This is a genomic window from Acidovorax sp. (genome assembly GCF_046294525.1).
Classification (GTDB): Bacteria; Pseudomonadota; Gammaproteobacteria; order Burkholderiales; family Burkholderiaceae_C; genus Acidovorax.
In genome coordinates, this window is sequence record NZ_JBKBKQ010000004.1 from 120,129 (window position 1) to 136,012 (window position 15,884).

The window sequence follows — 15,884 nt, forward strand, 5'->3', positions numbered from 1 at the left end:
AAAGTGGCCCAGCACGCGTCCATCGCACAAATGGACTAGTCCGCCACGCCGGGTTGTGCGCAATACTCCGGTGTATGAGTGCACGCCTATTGCTTGTGGATGACCACGCCCTGTTCCGCACCGGGCTGCGCCTGATTGTTCAAGACCACCCGTCCGTGGGCGTGATCGCCGAGGCAGGCTCCATTGCCGAGGCCTGCGTCTTGAAGGCGGCCGACACCGACCTGGTGCTGCTGGACATCCAGCTGCCGGGCATGAGCGGGCTGGATGGCCTGCGCCCGCTGCGCCAGGCCTGCCCGGCCGCACGCATCGTGCTGGTGTCGGCCAGCGTGGCGCCCGACGCTATCCACGAGGCGCGGGGTCGCGGGGCTGATGGTTTTCTGCCCAAGTCCGCCAGCGCTGCAGATATCTTCGAGGCCATCACCAGCGCCCTGCAGGGCAAGCCGTGTTTTCCCATTCTCAACAGCACCAGCGCCGCGCCGCGCGCGGCCGACGCACCCGCGCTCACCACGCGGCAGCTGGAAGTGCTGTCGCTGCTGTGCACCGGCCGGCCCAACAAGGTCATTGCGCGCGACCTGGGGCTGAGCGAAAACACGGTGCGCGTGCACGTGGCCGCCATCTTCGCCCAGCTGGGCGTCAACAGCCGCAGCGCGGCACTGCTGGCCGCGCAGCGCCTGGGCCTGTCCACCCCGCAGGTCCATGACACGCTCTGAGGCGGCCGCCCCGCCCCTGTCGTCCACGCCTGCCGCTACGCCGGTGAACGAAGCCGGCGCACACCCGCCCACACGCTGGGGCTGGCCCCTGTGGGAGCGCGACGAGGTGCTGCGCGAACAGGTGGCGCTGCTGCGGCAGAACTTTCCGATGACGCTGCTGGCCTCGCTGGCCACAGCCCTGGGCACCCTGTGGGTGATGGCCCGCGTGGCCGATGCGCAGGCCGTGACCATATGGCTGATCACGCACACGCTGGTCGTAGCAGGGGTGTATGCCACGCTGCGCAGCATTGACCCGTTTGCCGACCCCGCCCCGCAGGCAGCGCGCAAACTCATCGCATGCATGGCGGCCATGGGCCTCAGCTGGGGCAGCCTCGGGTACGTGGTGCTGTACTGGGGCACGTCGGACAGCGTGATCTACGCCATCGGCATCATCAGCACCGTGTCGTCCGGCGCACTGGGACTGGGGGCCCCGCTCTACCGCGCGTACCTCACCTACCTCACCTGCGCCATCGGCGGGGTGATGGCGGCCGTGGCCCTCGCCGCCAGTGCGGTGATGTGGCCCGCGCTGTTTCTGACCAGCGTGTACTACGCCCTGACCAGCCTGCAGGCGCGCACCGCAGACCGCGCCACGCGGCGCAGCATCGCCCTGAAGCTGGAAAACGAACGCTTGGTGACCGAGCTGCGCGCCCAGTCGCAGCGCGCACTGGCCGCGCAGGAGGCAGCGGAACGCGCCGATCGCGACAAATCGCGCTTTCTGGCAGCCGCCAGCCATGACCTGCGCCAGCCCCTGCACGCCATGGGCCTGTTCCTGGAGTCACTGCAGCGCAGCCCCCTCAACGACCATCAGCACACCGTGCTGCGGCACGCCCACGCCGCGTCCGGTGCTGCGGCCGAGATGCTCACCACGCTGCTGGACTACTCGCGGCTGGAAGCCGGCGTGGTGAAGGTGCGCCCCGAGGCCTTTGCTGTGCAACCCTTGCTCACGGCGCTGGAGCAGGAATTCGGCGTGCAGGCCGATTCGGCCGGGCTGGTGTACCGCACGCGCGAGACCTCGGCCGCCGCATTTGCAGACCGGTCGCTGGTGGGGCTGGTCATGCACAACTTCATCTCCAATGCCCTGCGCTACACAACGCGCGGCGGCGTTCTGATTGCCTGCCGCACCCGGGGCAGGCGGCTGGCGCTGGAGGTGTGGGACACCGGAGCCGGCATACCCGAACACCAGTGGGACGACATCTTTCGCGAGTTCCACCAGCTCGGCAACCCCGAACGCGATCGCCGCAAGGGCCTGGGCCTGGGCCTGGCCATCGTGAAGCGGCTGGCGCGCGAGATGAAGACATCGGTCGAGCTGCGTTCCCAGCCCGGCCATGGCTCGGTGTTCCGGCTGTGGCTAGACCGCTGGCAAGGCGCGCTGGAAGACGAAACGCCCCCCGCGCTGGACGCACGCTGCCTGGTGGGTCTGAAAGTGCTGGCCATCGACGATGACGAGGCCGTGCGTCTGGGCATGCAGTCGCTGCTGCAAAGCTGGGGCTGCCACTGCATCACCGCGGAATCCAGCGCCGAGGCGCTGGAATGCCTGGACGACCTGACGCCCGACCTCATCATCACGGACTTCCGGCTGCGGCATGAGGAAACCGGCAAACAGGTGCTGGAGGCCCTGCGCGCCTACCTCGGCACGCCCGTGCCCGCCATCATCATGACGGGCGACACATCGCCCCAGCGGCTGCGCGATGCGCAGTCCACCTCGGCGCTGCTGCTGCACAAGCCCGTATCTACCGGCCAACTGCGCGATGCGATGGTGCAGCTGATGACTCAGCCGATGTTTGAGCCGTCAACGCCCCCCCACGGCGATCACCACGGCGACCACGATCACCCCGGCCACGCCGCTGGTGGAAACCCACCCGCTACAACCAGCGCCGCAGCATCGCCATGACCTGGTCGAACCGCGCGCCGTACGGCGGGTAGAACAGCGAGCCCATCGACCAGCGCGACTGGACCAGCACCGACTTCTGGTGGCAAAAGCGCAGAAAGCCCTGTTCACCGTGGTACGCGCCCCAGCCGCTGTCGCCCACCCCGCCAAAGGGCAGGTTATCGTGAGCAATGTGCATCAGCGTGTCGTTCACAGTCACGCCGCCGCTCACGGTGCGGCGCAGCACGTCGTCGCGCACCGCCTCACTGTTGCCAAACCAGTACAGCGCCAGAGGGCGTGGGCCGGCGTTGATATGGGCAATGGCATCGTCCAGCCGCTCGTACGAGATCACGGGCAGGATGGGGCCGAAGATTTCTTCCTGCATGAGCTGCATCTGCGACGTTGCGCCGAACACCAGCGTGGGCGCCATCTGGCGGCTGGCGCCGTCGCCCAAGGTGCCCGAGGTGTGCACAGGCGGTTTGCCCGCCGCTGGGTCAATGGTGTGCACCTCGGCGCCCTGCGTCTGGGCCTGCTGCAGCATGGTGCGCAGGCGCGCATGGTGGCGTGGGGTGATGATGGATGCGTAGTCGCCGTTGCCCTCCAGCGTGGGAAACAACCGCTGCACCGCCGCACGGTACGCCTGCGTGAACTCTGCCTCGCGGCCACGGGGCAGCAGCACGTAGTCCGGAGCAATGCAGGTTTGCCCGGCGTTCAGCAGCTTGCCGTGTGCGATCTTGAGCGCGGCGTCCTGCATATCGCAGTGGCCGTCAATGATGCACGGTGACTTGCCGCCCAGCTCCAGCGTTGTGGGCGTGAGGTGCTGCGCGGCCGCCTGCGCCACCTTGCGTCCCACGGCTGTGGAACCGGTGAACACCAGGTGGTCGAATGGCAGCGACGCAAAGAGTGCCGACAGGTTGGCATCGCCCTGTACCACGCAGAACTCGTCCGGCGTAAAAAACTGCGCTACCAGCGCCGCCAGCTGGGCCGAGGTGTGGGGCGTGAGTTCGCTGGGCTTGAGCATCACGCGGTTGCCCGCAGCCAGAGCTGTGATGGCCGGCGCCAGTGCCAGCTGCACCGGGTAGTTCCACGGCGCAATCACGCCCACCACCCCCAGCGGCTGGCGCTGGATGAAGGCGTGGGCAGGTTTCAGATACAGCGGCGTGTGCACGCGGCGGGGCTTCATCCAACGCGCCAGGTGGCGCAAAGTGTGTGACAGCAGCGTGCGCAGCACAAAGAAATCCGCCACCTCGGTCAGGCGCGGGGAACGTATGCCAAAGTCAGCCTGTACGGCCGCAGCCAGCACGGGGCCATGTTCGTCCAGCATCTTGCGGATGCGTAAGAGCCGCTCGCGGCGCACCAGCAAAGGCACATCCACCTGCGCGCGGCTGGCCTGGTGTTGGAGATCGAAATGGGCGTGGATATCGGCAGGTGTCATGGCTCAGGCGTGTCACAAAAAAACGAACGCACCCACAGGGTAACCGCCCTGTGGGTGCGTTCTACGAGGCACTTGACGCACCCTTAGCGCACTTCGCGCGCTTCGACGTCAGTGACTTCGGCAGAAGAGCCCGGCAGGATACCGCCCCGCCGCGATGCGGCGCCGTCAGTACCTGCCTCGGCCGCATTGCCTGCGCCGGAAGCCGCGCCGCGCCCGCCATACGCTGACCAGCGCTCTGTCGAGCGGAACACCGTGCTGAACCCAGTTCGCGGGTCCATGCGCATCACCCAGGGTGTCACGGGCCGACCTGTCAGGCGTGCCCAGCCAGCGCGCAGCAACCACACCAGCGCCAGCAGTGTCACCGCGACCAAGAGGCTTGCAAACAGCACCAGCCCCATGGCAACGACCACGACCTTCAGCAAAAGGCGCACAAGGCCCGATACAAAATCATTCAAACGACACCTCTCCTTCACAACGCAGGGGCTAGGCGGCCTGTGCCCCGTGCGGCTTCACGCGGCTCAGCTCGGTTCGGACACGCCGAACTGGAACACGCCTGGCTCCAGCACCGGGTTCACGGTAACCGGAATCACACTCTTGGGCGGGAAGCGCCCTTCGAGCAGCAGCTTCGACAACGGGTTCTCGATGCGCTGCTGGATCGCCCGCTTGAGCGGCCGCGCACCAAACACCGGGTCGAACCCCACCTTGGCCAATTCTGCCAAGGCGGCGTCGGACACCTGCAGCTCCAAATCCATCCGTGCCAGGCGGTTTTGCAGCGCCAGCAGCTGGATCTTGGCGATGGCGGCAATGTGCTGCGCATCCAGCCCGTGGAACACCACCGTCTCGTCAATGCGGTTCAGGAACTCGGGGCGGAAGTGGTTCTTGAGCTCGCCCCACACCGCGTCCTTCACGTCCTCGTAGTCCTGGCCCACCATGGCCTGGATGAGGTGCGATCCGATGTTGCTGGTCATCACGATCACCGTGTTCTTGAAGTCCACGGTGCGGCCCTGGCCGTCCGTCAGGCGGCCATCGTCCAGCACCTGCAGCAGCACGTTGAATACATCCGGGTGGGCCTTTTCCACCTCGTCGAGCAGCAGCACGCTGTAGGGCTTGCGGCGCACGGCTTCCGTCAGGTAGCCGCCCTCTTCATAGCCCACGTAGCCGGGCGGCGCGCCGATCAGGCGGGCCACGGAGTGCTTCTCCATGAATTCGCTCATGTCGATGCGCACCAGGTGGTCTTCGCTGTCGAACAAAAAGCCCGCCAGCGCCTTGCACAGCTCGGTCTTGCCCACGCCCGTGGGGCCGAGGAACAGGAACGAGCCCGTGGGCCGGTTCGGGTCCGACAGACCCGAACGCGAGCGGCGGATGGCGTTGGCCACGGCGGCAATCGCTTCGTCCTGGCCCACCACGCGCTCGTGCAGCTTGGTCTCCATCTGCAGCAACTTGTCCTTTTCGCCCTGCATCATCTTGGCCACGGGGATGCCCGTGGCGCGGCTCACCACCTCGGCGATTTCTTCAGCGCCCACCTGCGTGCGCAGCAGGCGGTTGGGGGTGGACACACCGTCCTTGCCCTCTTCCTTGGCCTGCGCTTCCTTCAGCTGGCGCTCCAGGTCGGGCAGCTTGCCGTACTGCAGCTCGGCGACCTTGTTGAAGTCGCCCTTGCGCTTGAGTTCCTCGATCTGCAGCTTCACCTTCTCGACCTGCTCGCGCACCTGCTGGCTGCCCTGGGCCTGCGCCTTCTCGGCGGTCCAGATGTCTTCCAGGTCGGCAATCTCTTTCTGCAAACGGGCGATTTCCTCTTCCAGCAGCGTGAACCGCTTTTGCGAGGCCTCGTCCTTTTCCTTCTTCACGGCCTCGCGCTCGATCTGCAGCTGGATCAGCCGGCGGTCGAGCTTGTCGATGGCCTCGGGCTTGGAGTCGATCTCGATCTTGATCTTGGCCGCGGCCTCGTCGATCAGGTCGATGGCCTTGTCGGGCAGGAAGCGGTCGGTGATGTAGCGGTTGGAGAGCTCGGCCGCAGCCACGATGGCCGGGTCAGTAATGTCCACGCCGTGGTGCAGCTCGTAGCGTTCCTGCAGGCCGCGCAGGATGGCGATGGTGGCCTCCACGCTGGGCTCGCCCACGAGGATCTTCTGGAAACGCCGCTCCAGCGCCGCGTCCTTCTCGATGTACTTGCGGTATTCGTCCAGCGTGGTCGCGCCCACGCAGTGCAGTTCGCCGCGCGCGAGGGCGGGCTTGAGCATGTTGCCGGCGTCCATCGCGCCCTCGGCCTTGCCGGCGCCCACCATGGTGTGCAGTTCGTCGATGAAGACGATGGTCTGGCCTTCGTCCTTGGCCAGCTCGTTGAGCACAGCCTTCAGGCGCTCTTCAAACTCGCCGCGGTACTTGGCGCCGGCCAGCAGGGCCGCCATGTCCAAGCTCAGAACGCGCTTGTTCTTGAGCGACTCGGGCACCTCGCCCGCGATGATGCGCTGAGCGAGACCCTCCACGATGGCGGTCTTGCCCACGCCGGGCTCGCCGATCAGCACAGGATTGTTCTTGCTGCGGCGCTGCAGCACCTGGATGGCGCGGCGGATTTCATCGTCGCGGCCGATCACAGGATCGAGCTTGCCCGCGCGGGCGCGCTCGGTCAGGTCCAGGCAGTATTTCTGCAGCGCGCCGCGCTGGCCTTCGGCCTCGGCGCTGTCCATCTTCTGGCCGCCGCGCACGGCGGTGATGGCGGCTTCCAGGCTCTTGCGGGTCAGGCCGTTGTCTTTGGCGATCTGGGCGGCGTCGCCCTTGCTGTCGGTGAGCGCCAGCAAGAAGAGCTCGCTGGCGATGAACTGGTCGCCGCGCTTGAGCGCCTCCTTCTCAGTCGCCTGCAGCACGCGGCCCAGTTCGGGGCCGCCCTGCACCTGGTCATGCCCCTGCACCTGCGGCAGGCGCTTGATGGCGGCTTCGGCCGCGCTGGTGAGGCCGGGCACGTTGGCGCCCGCACGCTGCAGCAGCGCCTTGGGGCCGTCGTCCTGCTTGAGCATGGCCAGCAGCACGTGCACGGGTTCTATGTAAGCGTTGTCATGGGCCAGGGCGAGGCTCTGGGCATCGCTCAAGGCTTCCTGGAACTTGGTGGTGAATTTGTCGAGACGCATGGGTGAATGTCCTCCGATTGCGTCTCATGTGAGGAGGGGCATGCAGTTTTCAAGCTGATGCAGATCAACTTATCCACAGCTTCACGGCGTGCTACGAGCGTCAATTACTATCATTTTGATAGCTTCCAGCGATTGACGGATAAGCGTTGGAGCCTATTTTCACTCAAAACATCTGGCCACGATCTCTTCGGCGCCGGCGCTGCCAGGCTGCCATCCCCGCCAGCAGCAGCGACATCCCGGCAAGCCCCGCCCCCGACAGCGTGGGAATGCCTACGGCCCCGCCCGGTGCAGCGAGCGGCACGGCCACCACCGGATCGTTGATGGTGCCGTCCAGCGCGCCGAAGCTGTCGTCGCCCAGCCCGCCGTCCGTCACGTCATACGTGGCCGTGTTGCCGCTGATCTGCAAGTTGGCAGGGTCGTAGTAGCGGCTGGTGGTAGGGCTCGCGGGCGTGGGCCCGTATTTCTTGATCGTGAGGCCCGCGAGACTCGGGAAGGTCACGGCCACGCGCACCGTCTCGCCTGGCTGGCAGTTGACAAGGCGCAGGCGGAAGGCCCCGTGGGGCAACGTGCCGGCGCCCGGGTATGGCGCAGGTGCCGCCACCGGGCCGGTGCCAGCCAGGTCGAGCCGGCAGCCCGCGCTGCCATTGACGACGCCCACGGTCACGGGACCGGAGCCGGTACTGGTGTCCACCGGAACGGTTTCAAAGCGGGCTTGCACCTGGCATGCGCCCATCACGGCGGCGGTGGTAAATGCGCTGCCGGCCAGCGTGCCGCCACAGCCGGTGACGGCAGCAATGCGATAGCCGGCGTCGGGAGCGAGGTTGAAAGCCCGCGTCTGCCCCTGCGCCACGCTCACTGCACCGGCCGGGCTGATGCTGCCGCCCGACTGGGCCGAGGCCGTGACGGTGTGCAGGATGGGCGTGAACGACGCCGTAACGGTGCAGTTCTGCGTGACCGCGGCGGTGGTGTAGAGGTTCTGCACCAGCGTGCCGCCGCAGCCAGTCACCGACGCGATCTGGTAGTTCGCCAGCGGCGTGACGGTGAAGCTGGCGGTGGCGCCGTCCGCAACGGCCTGGGCACCGCTGGGGCTGATGCTGCCACCCGCGCCTGCGGTGGCTGTCACGGTGCGTGCCACGGCAAAGCCGGCGCTCACGGTGCAGTCTTGCGTGACCGGGCCGGCGGTGTAGGTGGTGCCTGCCAGCGTTCCGCCGCAGCCCGTGGCGGACGTGGCGATCCACCCGGCGTTGGCCTGCACCTGCAGGCTGGCGCTGTCCCCCTGGCGCACAAGCTGCGGGGTCCAGGGCAGGAAGTAGCCTTGGCTGCTGACGGTGGGGGTGACCGTGTACTGCGGCACATACTGGTCCGCCGCAGTGCCTTGCCCCATGGCCAGCACCCGCCCTGACGGCAGCAGCACCGACACCAGCGAGGCCCGCGCCGACCGCAGCGACGACGCCTCGGTCCAGGTGCCAAGCGCGGGGTCGTACAGCAGAGCACTGGCGTAGGCAAAGCCGTTCACCGTGACGGCGTAGGGGGATTTGTCCCCGCCAGCAATTAGGACCCGGCCATCGGAGAGCAGTTGGGCCGTGTGCTTGGCGCGCGGGGTGTACATGTCCGCCAGGCGCCTCCAGCCGGACAAGGGGTTGTAGGAATAGACCGACGGCAGGGCGTGGCCGTTGAACCCACCGCTCCCATATCCGCCCACGGCCAGCACCTCGCCTGACGGCAGCCGGGTCAGCGTTGCTCCGCCGACGGCCTGGCCCAGGCCGCCAGCGTCTGTCCAGCTGTCTGTGGCAGGGTCGTAAAGCTCGCTGTTCGATTCGCCGCTCATCCCGTCGCTGCCCACCACCAGCACCTTGCCAGACGCGAGCAGCACGGCAGCGTGGCCCTTGCGCTGCCGCAGCGGGTTGGCAGCCGCTGACCAAGTCTGCGTAGCGGGATCGAACAGCTCCGCGCTGCCGGCGGTGCTGCCAGAGCCTTCGCCGCCGACGACCAGCACCCGGCCGTCTAACAGGGTCGTGGCGGAGTGTCGGCTTCTGGGTTGGGCCATGTCGGGCACGTTGGTCCAGGCGTCGGCGGCGGGGTCGTACACCTCCGCCGTCCGCGAGTACGAGGTGCTCAGCGACCAGCCCCCCGTCGCCAGCACCTGCCCCGACAGCAGCTTGGCCGCCTCAAACCGGTAGCGGTGGTGGTTCATCGGCGCCGCCGGGGCCCATTGGTCGGCGGCCGGGTCGTACAGGTCCGCACTGCTCAGGTAGGTACTGCCATACCCCCCAAACACCAGCACCTTACCGGTGTCCAGCAGGAAGGCGCGGTGCTCCATGCGCGGGGAAGGCATGTCCTGCGCGTCATCCCAGAGCCCCGTGCCCGCCGTGTTGTGATAGCGCTCCGCCCGGGACACCGCCCCGCTGGCGCCCGCGCCGCCCAGCGCCAGAATTTCTCCATCGGCAAGCCTCACGGCCACATGCCACATGCGCCCCGTGCCCAGCGGCGCATCGGCGCGCCAGGTGCCCGATGACGGATCGAACCGCTCGGTGGTGGCGGTAAAGCCTGCACTTGGCACATCCTCGCCGCCGAACACGATCACCTCGCCGTTGGGCAACAGTCCGGCCTCGTGGGAAGAGCGGGCCTGGGCCATCGGGCCCACGCTGGACCAGGTGCCGGTGGCCGGGTCGTAGAGTTCGGCCGAAGCGAGCTGCGCGCTCCCGCTGCGCCCGCCCGCCACCAGCACCAGTCCCGAGGGCAGCAGCGTGGCGGTGTGCTCGGTGCGCGCCTCGGCCATCGACCCGGTGGCAGACCACGTATTGGTGGCCGGGTCATACAACTCGGCACTCGACTCCACCCCGGCGCCCGAGTACCCGCCCACCACCAGCACCTTACCCGACAGCAGGAGGGTTGCGGTATGTTGCTGCCGCCGCACCTGCATGGCCCCGGTCGCACTCCAGGTGCCGGGAGACCCGGGCACGAACACTTCGGCCGAACCCGCGGCCAGATTGCCGCCCGCCACCAGCACACGGCCGGACAAGAGGCGCGTGGCCGTGTGCCGAAAGCGCTCCACGGCCAGCGGCGGCGTGGCCACGCTGGCGCCTGTGGCCGGGTCGTACACCTCCGCCGACGCCAGCGGCCACCCGGCATAGCCACCCGCCACCAGCACCCGACCGGTTGCCAGCGGGGTCACCGTGTGCAGCTCCCGCGGCTCGAGCAGGTCAGGCATGGCGGTCCAGGTGTTGTCGCGCGACTGGTACCGCATGACGGTGGCGGTGACGCCCGCGTTGCCCGAGCCGCCAGTAAGCAAGACATCGCCAGACGCCAGCAGTGCCGCCGCGTGCTGGTAGCGGGGGATGCCAGGGTTCGCAGCGTCGCGCCAGTGGCCTGACTGGGCCGCCGCAGCCAGCGCCATGCCCAGGCAGGCCGCAGCCAACATCCCTTTCAAGCCCCGGCGCGCGAGGCGCATCCACCGGCCTCCGATGCTCCTTCCACCCTCCTCTCCATCAAGACCGGACCGGCCAACAAGCGGGGGCAGAGGCAGCAAGGGAGGAGGGCAATGAGGGCGCATGAGGACCATGGGGGTGGCAAAGCGCGCAGTATCCCGAGCCCCGCACTGCGGTGCCAAGTCCAAAGATTGCATGGATCTCGCCCGGCGCCTTCCGGCCGACACAGAGGAGAACGGGCTCAGAGCCTGTTCACGCTCTCTCAGGCGTTACGCGCCGTGATGCCCCAGCGCGCCAGCGCCGCATCGTCGCTCACGCGGGCGTCCACCCAGCGGGCGCCCTGGGCGGTCTGCTCTTTCTTCCAGAACGGGGCCTGGGTCTTGAGGTAGTCCATCAAAAACTCGCAGGCCTGGAAGCTCTGCCCGCGGTGCGCGCTTGTCACGGCCACCAGCACGATCTGGTCGAGCGGCTGCAGCAGGCCCACGCGATGGATCACGCGCGCACTGAAAATGTCGAAGCGGGCGAACGCCTCGTCCACCATGGCCTCGATGGATTTTTCGGTCATGCCGGGGTAGTGCTCCAGCTCCATCGACGACACCGCGTCGCCCTCGTTGCGGTCGCGCACGGTGCCGACAAAGCTGCACACGGCGCCCACGCCCTTGTTTTCGCGGCGCAGGGCGGCTACTTCAGCGCTAAGGTCAAAGTCCTCGGTCTGGATGGAAACACGGGGCAAGGTCATGGCTGTGACGAAAGAAGGCGGAATGCAAAGCGGTCAAGGGGCGCGGTGCAGGCGCGGCGCGGCGAGCAACGCGCGTTCTTCTTCCACCACCTTGTTCAGCTGCACCATGGCGGGCGTGGAAGGCAAATCGGCCAGCAGGGCCTGTAGGCGCGTGATGTCGCCCACCGTGGGCGCCACCTTGATCTGCGCCACGGCCGCAGGGATGTTGCCGCCCCGTACCAGGGCCAACACCTTGGTCGGCCATTCACTTTTGTTTTTGGGGTTGCGTGCCATAGAACGAAGGGCAAAAAGCTTTGTCTGTACGATGCGATCCAATTCGGCAGCACTGTACCCTCTCTGCAGCGCGCAGCAGCCTTTTCCCAGCACCCGCCCATGGCCACCCAGACGATCCAGACCGAGCTGTACAAGCTCTACCCCTCGCCGCGCAACACGACCAAGGAGGTCTTTGCGCACCAAGTGTTCGTGCCATATCCCTACGCCATCATTGACCTCGAAGTGATGGAGCTGGCTGGCAAGACCACGCTGTTTGCAGCCTGCCGGCTGGCCGACATGAAGATGGGGCAGGTCGTGACGTTCGAGCTGGCGGCGGACCAGGCGCGGTTCGAGCGCCTGTTCACGCCCGACTGATCCACCCCAGCGCACCGGTCCATGGATTTCGAGGAATCGTTCCACCCGCTGGAGTCGCAGGCGCCCGACGCCTACACCGAAGCCGTGGAAGCCTACTGCCACGGCATCCTGCGGCTGCACTGGAACGAGCGGCTCATCAACAAGATCTTCGGCCGCGCGCTGCAGTCCCACGCTGCAGGGCGGCTGGTGGTGCAGCACTTCCAGTGGCAACGCGAAGGCGCACCCCGCCCGACCCTGGCCTTGCTGCAGCGTCAGGCGGGCAGCGGCGGCCGCACGCTGGCCACGTTCTTTGCCGTGCTGCGGCTGGCCGGCATGGTCAGCGCCGCGCCCGATGCGGCGGACCGCCGTGTGCGCTACCTGGTGCCCGGCCCGCGGCTGCTGGACGGGCTGCGCACCTGGGTGGTCCACCACCTGCAGTGCGCCGAGGCCCTGGGCGTGCTGGCCCGCGGCCACGCGGCGCGGTTGGGGGCGGATGCCGACTACTTCGAATCCTTTCTGTGCCGGGCCGACACCATCCTGGACCGCCTGGCCGCGCACCGCGGCCACTTTGGCGGTTGGGACTGGTTCGACCAGCGCGAGGGCGGCGGGCGCGTGGCCATGCTGCTGCTGCGCGAGCACTGCCGCACCACCGCGGCCCGCGTGGGCGGCCCGGCGCCGCTGTTTCCGCTGCGCGCGCAGGAGCTGGCCGAGCGCCTGGGCTTTTCGCACTCGCACGTGCGCAACCTGGTCAACGACGCCACGGCCGAGGGTCTGCTCACGCAGGACGGGCGCCGAGGCCTGGTAGCGCTGACGCCCCGCTTCGAAGCCGACCTGCGCCACTGGCTGCAGCACGTGCTGGGCTGGTTTGCCGAAGCCGCCCAGGCGGCCAACCGCAGCCCACAGCCACATGCCCGCCGCTGACCCCATCCGAGAACCCATGTACGACGACAACCAGATCCACGTGCCGCCATCCTTCATGGCGGTGTATTCCGACGCGCGCGGCCGGCTCACAGAGAGCGCCGACACCGTGCGAACCCGCTACGAGCTGTGCGAAGACCTGGCCGGCCACTTGGTGGAACAGGCGCAGACGCTCTACCACGTGCAGGCCCCGTCCGAAGCCGAGATACTGCGGCGCATCCATGCCGGGCTGTGCACGGCCGAGTCGGGCGTGCTGGTGCCCGAAGCCACCTGGATCACCACCCGCCTGGCCGAGCTGCTCAACTGGCCTTGCCCCGAACTCGTGCCTCCCACGCCACAGTCCTCAGAGGGCGCCTGAGGCGCTTGGCTATACTGCGCCGCATGCCCACGCACGCCCCCATCGCCCTGACCGCCCCACCGGCGGCGGCGTTGCAGTGCGCGGTCATCACCACCAAAGCCAAAAAACCCCAGCTCATCTGACCGGAGCTGCGTGGTTCCGTCCCGGATGAGCGACGGAACCCTTGGCACACAACCCTTCTTTGTTGATTCCTGGTTTTCCGCGCGCACACCCTGGACGGTTCTTCCTTGCGGTCGAATCTCCGTGGAGTGTTTCGCATGCCTTCTTCGTTCTCGCAGTCCACCGACGCCGCCGTTGACACCGTTTTCAGCGGGCTATGGATTCCCCTCGTCACGCCCTTCCGTGACGGCGCCATCGACCACCCAACCCTCGCCAAGATGACCGGCACTCTCGCGCAGCAGGGTGTCTCGGGCTTTGTGGCCTGCGGCTCCACCGGCGAGGCAGCGGCGCTGGACAAAGCCGAGCAGCTGGCCGTGCTGGAAACGGTGCTCGGCGCTGCCCAGGGGCTGCCGGTGGTGATGGGCCTGTCTGGCTACCACCTCGGGCAGACGGTGGAGTGGGTGCAGACGCTGGCGCGCTGCCCGCTGGCCGGCCTGCTGGTGCCCGCACCGCACTACATCCGCCCAGGGCAGGACGGCCTGCTGCACTGGTTCCGCACGCTGGCCGATGCGAGCCAAGTGCCGCTCGTCATTTACGACATCCCCTACCGCACGGGCGCCACGCTGGCCACCGAGACGCTGCTGGCGCTGGCGGCCCACCCGCGCATCCGCGCCATCAAGGACTGCGGCGGCAGCCCGGCCAAGACGCAGGCGCTGATCGCCGATGGCCGCCTGGCGGTGCTGGCGGGCGAAGACGCGCAGATGTTCGCCACCCTGGCCCTGGGCGGCACGGGCGCCATCGCCGCCAGCGCGCACTGGCGGGCACCGGAATTCTTGGAGCTGATGGTGCTGCTGCGTGGGGGGCAACTGGCCGAGGCCCGCCGTGCGTGGCAGGCCCTGTTGCCCTGGGTAGAGATGTGTTTTGCCGAGCCCAACCCCGCCCCGCTCAAGGCCGTGCTGGCGCAGGCGGGATGGATGCGCAACGAATTGCGCGCGCCGATGATGCCGGCCTCGCAGGCGCTGATCCAACGCCTCGGGGCCTTGCCGGGGATCAGCCGCCCGTGACCGGCGGGAAGAACGCCACCTCGGCCCCATCGGCCAGGGTGGCGGATTCGTCACTCAGGGTCTGGTTGAGCGCCATGCGCACCGCCTTGCCGCGCGCCAGGCTGGTGGCATGCGCACCGCCGCTGGCGATGAGTTCGTCGCGCAGCGCACCCAGGGTGGCGGCGCTGGTGTCCAGTGCCTCGCTGCCCTGGCCGATGGCCTCGCGGATGGAGGCGAAGTAGCGGACGGTGATCTTCATGAAATGAGGTCCGAGAAGGCGATGTACTGCACGGTGTCACCCGCCGCGATGGTCTGGCCGGCCGGGTTGTCCACCACGCCGTCACCCCAGGCGGCGGATGTGAGCACGCCCGAGCTTTGGTTGCTGAACAGCTCCAGGCCTCCTTGTGGATGGCGCCGCACGCGCAGAAATTCACGGCGTTTATCGGCTCTAGGCCAATCAAATCGAGCGGTGACAGCTATTGATTTAGGAGCAACCTCCTGCACCCCTTGCAGGCGCAGTACGAACGGCCGCACCAAAAGCGCGAAGGAGAGGAAGCTCGACACCGGGTTGCCCGGCAGCCCCATGAAATGCGCATTGCCCACCGTGCCGTAGGCAAACGGCTTGCCCGGCTTCATGGCGATCTGCCACAGGTCCAGGCGGCCCAGCGATTCGACGGCGGGCTTGATGTGGTCTTCCTCGCCCACGCTCACGCCGCCGCTGGTCAGGATCAGGTCGTGCGCGCTGCTGGCGTCGCGCAGCGCGGCGATGGTGGCCTCGCGCCGGTCGGGCACGATGCCGAAGTCCGTCACCTCGCAGCCCAAGCGCAGCAGCATGGCGCGCAAAAAGAAGCGGTTGCTGTTGTAGATGGCGCCGGGCCGCATCTGATCGGGCGGCACTTCACCGGGCATGACCAGTTCGTCGCCAGTGGAAAACAACGCCACGCGCGGGCGGCGTGCCACGGGCAGCAGGTGCAGGCCGATGCTGGCGGCCAGACCCAGCTCGGCGGGGGACAGGCGCGTGCCGGCAGCCAGCACCACGGCGCCACGGGTGATGTCTTCGCCCGCGCGGCGGATCCACTGGCCCGGCTGGGGCACGGCGTTGAGGCGCACGCTGCCGGGCTCCACGGCCTCGCAGTCTTCCTGCATCAGGATGGCATCGGCCCCTGCAGGGACCGGCGCGCCGGTGAAAATGCGCGCGGCCGTTCCGACAACCAGCGGCTCGCCTGCGCTGCCAGCGGCAATGCGCTGCGACACGGGCAGCACCGTTCCGGGTGCGGCAATGTCGGCGCAGCGCACGGCGTAGCCGTCCATGGAGCTGTTGTCCTGCGGGGGCACGTGCAGGGCAGAGATGCAGTCCTGCACCAGCACGCGGCCATCGGCGTCGAAAGTGGCCACGGTGTCGGTGCCCGGCAGCGGCGCGGCCAGGGCCAGCAGCTCGGCCAGGGCGTCGTCCAGGGGCTTGAGGGGCTGTTTTTTCATGCTGATGCGGGTACGGTTGTGCAAAGGGAACAGACGCG

The 15,884-nt window shown here is 68.0% G+C and carries 14 protein-coding genes; 6 read left to right on the forward strand and 8 right to left on the reverse strand.

Going from position 1 to position 15,884, the window contains the following annotated elements; translation table 11 throughout:
- Window positions 1-74: 74 nt before the first annotated feature.
- Window positions 75-710, forward strand: a complete 636-nt coding sequence (locus ACK4HJ_RS06535; RefSeq protein ID WP_409828955.1) for a response regulator — start codon at window positions 75-77, stop codon at window positions 708-710.
- Window positions 697-2,640: a hybrid sensor histidine kinase/response regulator gene (locus tag ACK4HJ_RS06540; protein WP_409828956.1), complete on the forward strand. Its 1,944-nt coding sequence runs from the start codon at window positions 697-699 to the stop codon at window positions 2,638-2,640. Before ACK4HJ_RS06535 ends, ACK4HJ_RS06540 begins: the two co-directional genes overlap by 14 nt.
- On the opposite strand, the gene ACK4HJ_RS06545 is transcribed toward ACK4HJ_RS06540, so the two are convergent.
- From ACK4HJ_RS06545 to ACK4HJ_RS06570, 6 genes are all read right to left on the reverse strand, one after another.
- Window positions 2,612-4,051: a coniferyl aldehyde dehydrogenase gene (locus tag ACK4HJ_RS06545; RefSeq protein WP_409828958.1), complete on the reverse strand. Its 1,440-nt coding sequence runs from the start codon at window positions 4,049-4,051 to the stop codon at window positions 2,612-2,614. The two genes, ACK4HJ_RS06540 and ACK4HJ_RS06545, sit on opposite strands and share 29 nt — an antisense overlap.
- A gap of 83 nt (window positions 4,052-4,134) precedes the next feature.
- Complete coding sequence (locus ACK4HJ_RS06550) at window positions 4,135-4,506, reverse strand: hypothetical protein (protein WP_409828961.1); 372 nt, start codon at window positions 4,504-4,506, stop codon at window positions 4,135-4,137.
- Window positions 4,507-4,569: 63 nt separating this feature from the next.
- Window positions 4,570-7,176: an ATP-dependent chaperone ClpB gene (gene clpB, locus ACK4HJ_RS06555; protein WP_409828964.1), complete on the reverse strand. Its 2,607-nt coding sequence runs from the start codon at window positions 7,174-7,176 to the stop codon at window positions 4,570-4,572.
- 163 nt (window positions 7,177-7,339) lie between these two features.
- Window positions 7,340-10,627, reverse strand: coding sequence for an IPTL-CTERM sorting domain-containing protein (locus ACK4HJ_RS06560; protein ID WP_409828966.1), 3,288 nt, complete (start codon window positions 10,625-10,627; stop codon window positions 7,340-7,342).
- Between the two features lie 239 nt (window positions 10,628-10,866).
- Window positions 10,867-11,343 (reverse strand): molybdenum cofactor biosynthesis protein MoaE, encoded by a 477-nt coding sequence (locus tag ACK4HJ_RS06565; protein WP_409828969.1) that lies wholly within the window; start codon window positions 11,341-11,343, stop codon window positions 10,867-10,869.
- A 33-nt stretch (window positions 11,344-11,376) separates the two neighbouring features.
- Window positions 11,377-11,616: a hypothetical protein gene (locus ACK4HJ_RS06570; protein ID WP_409828971.1), complete on the reverse strand. Its 240-nt coding sequence runs from the start codon at window positions 11,614-11,616 to the stop codon at window positions 11,377-11,379.
- Window positions 11,617-11,715: 99 nt separating this feature from the next.
- Here ACK4HJ_RS06570 and ACK4HJ_RS06575 point away from each other — a divergent pair, with 99 nt between their 5' ends.
- The 4 genes from ACK4HJ_RS06575 to dapA all read left to right on the forward strand — a co-directional run bounded on the left by ACK4HJ_RS06575 (window position 11,716) and on the right by dapA (window position 14,388).
- Complete coding sequence (locus tag ACK4HJ_RS06575) at window positions 11,716-11,970, forward strand: hypothetical protein (protein WP_409828974.1); 255 nt, start codon at window positions 11,716-11,718, stop codon at window positions 11,968-11,970.
- Between the two features lie 21 nt (window positions 11,971-11,991).
- Window positions 11,992-12,870, forward strand: coding sequence for a hypothetical protein (locus ACK4HJ_RS06580; protein WP_409828977.1), 879 nt, complete (start codon window positions 11,992-11,994; stop codon window positions 12,868-12,870).
- 16 nt (window positions 12,871-12,886) lie between these two features.
- On the forward strand, window positions 12,887-13,225 hold the full coding sequence (locus tag ACK4HJ_RS06585; protein WP_409828979.1) for a hypothetical protein: 339 nt from the start codon (window positions 12,887-12,889) through the stop codon (window positions 13,223-13,225).
- 257 nt (window positions 13,226-13,482) lie between these two features.
- The gene (gene dapA / locus ACK4HJ_RS06590) at window positions 13,483-14,388 is read left to right on the forward strand and encodes a 4-hydroxy-tetrahydrodipicolinate synthase (protein WP_409828982.1); all 906 of its coding nucleotides are present in this window, start codon (window positions 13,483-13,485) and stop codon (window positions 14,386-14,388) included.
- Here dapA and moaD read toward each other — a convergent pair.
- Together moaD and glp are read right to left on the reverse strand one after the other, a co-directional pair.
- Complete coding sequence (moaD, locus tag ACK4HJ_RS06595; protein ID WP_409828985.1) at window positions 14,375-14,626, reverse strand: molybdopterin converting factor subunit 1; 252 nt, start codon at window positions 14,624-14,626, stop codon at window positions 14,375-14,377. The genes dapA and moaD overlap by 14 nt on opposite strands.
- Window positions 14,623-15,846: a gephyrin-like molybdotransferase Glp gene (gene glp / locus ACK4HJ_RS06600; RefSeq protein ID WP_409828988.1), complete on the reverse strand. Its 1,224-nt coding sequence runs from the start codon at window positions 15,844-15,846 to the stop codon at window positions 14,623-14,625. Before glp ends, moaD begins: the two co-directional genes overlap by 4 nt.
- Between the last annotated feature and the right edge of the window lie 38 nt (window positions 15,847-15,884).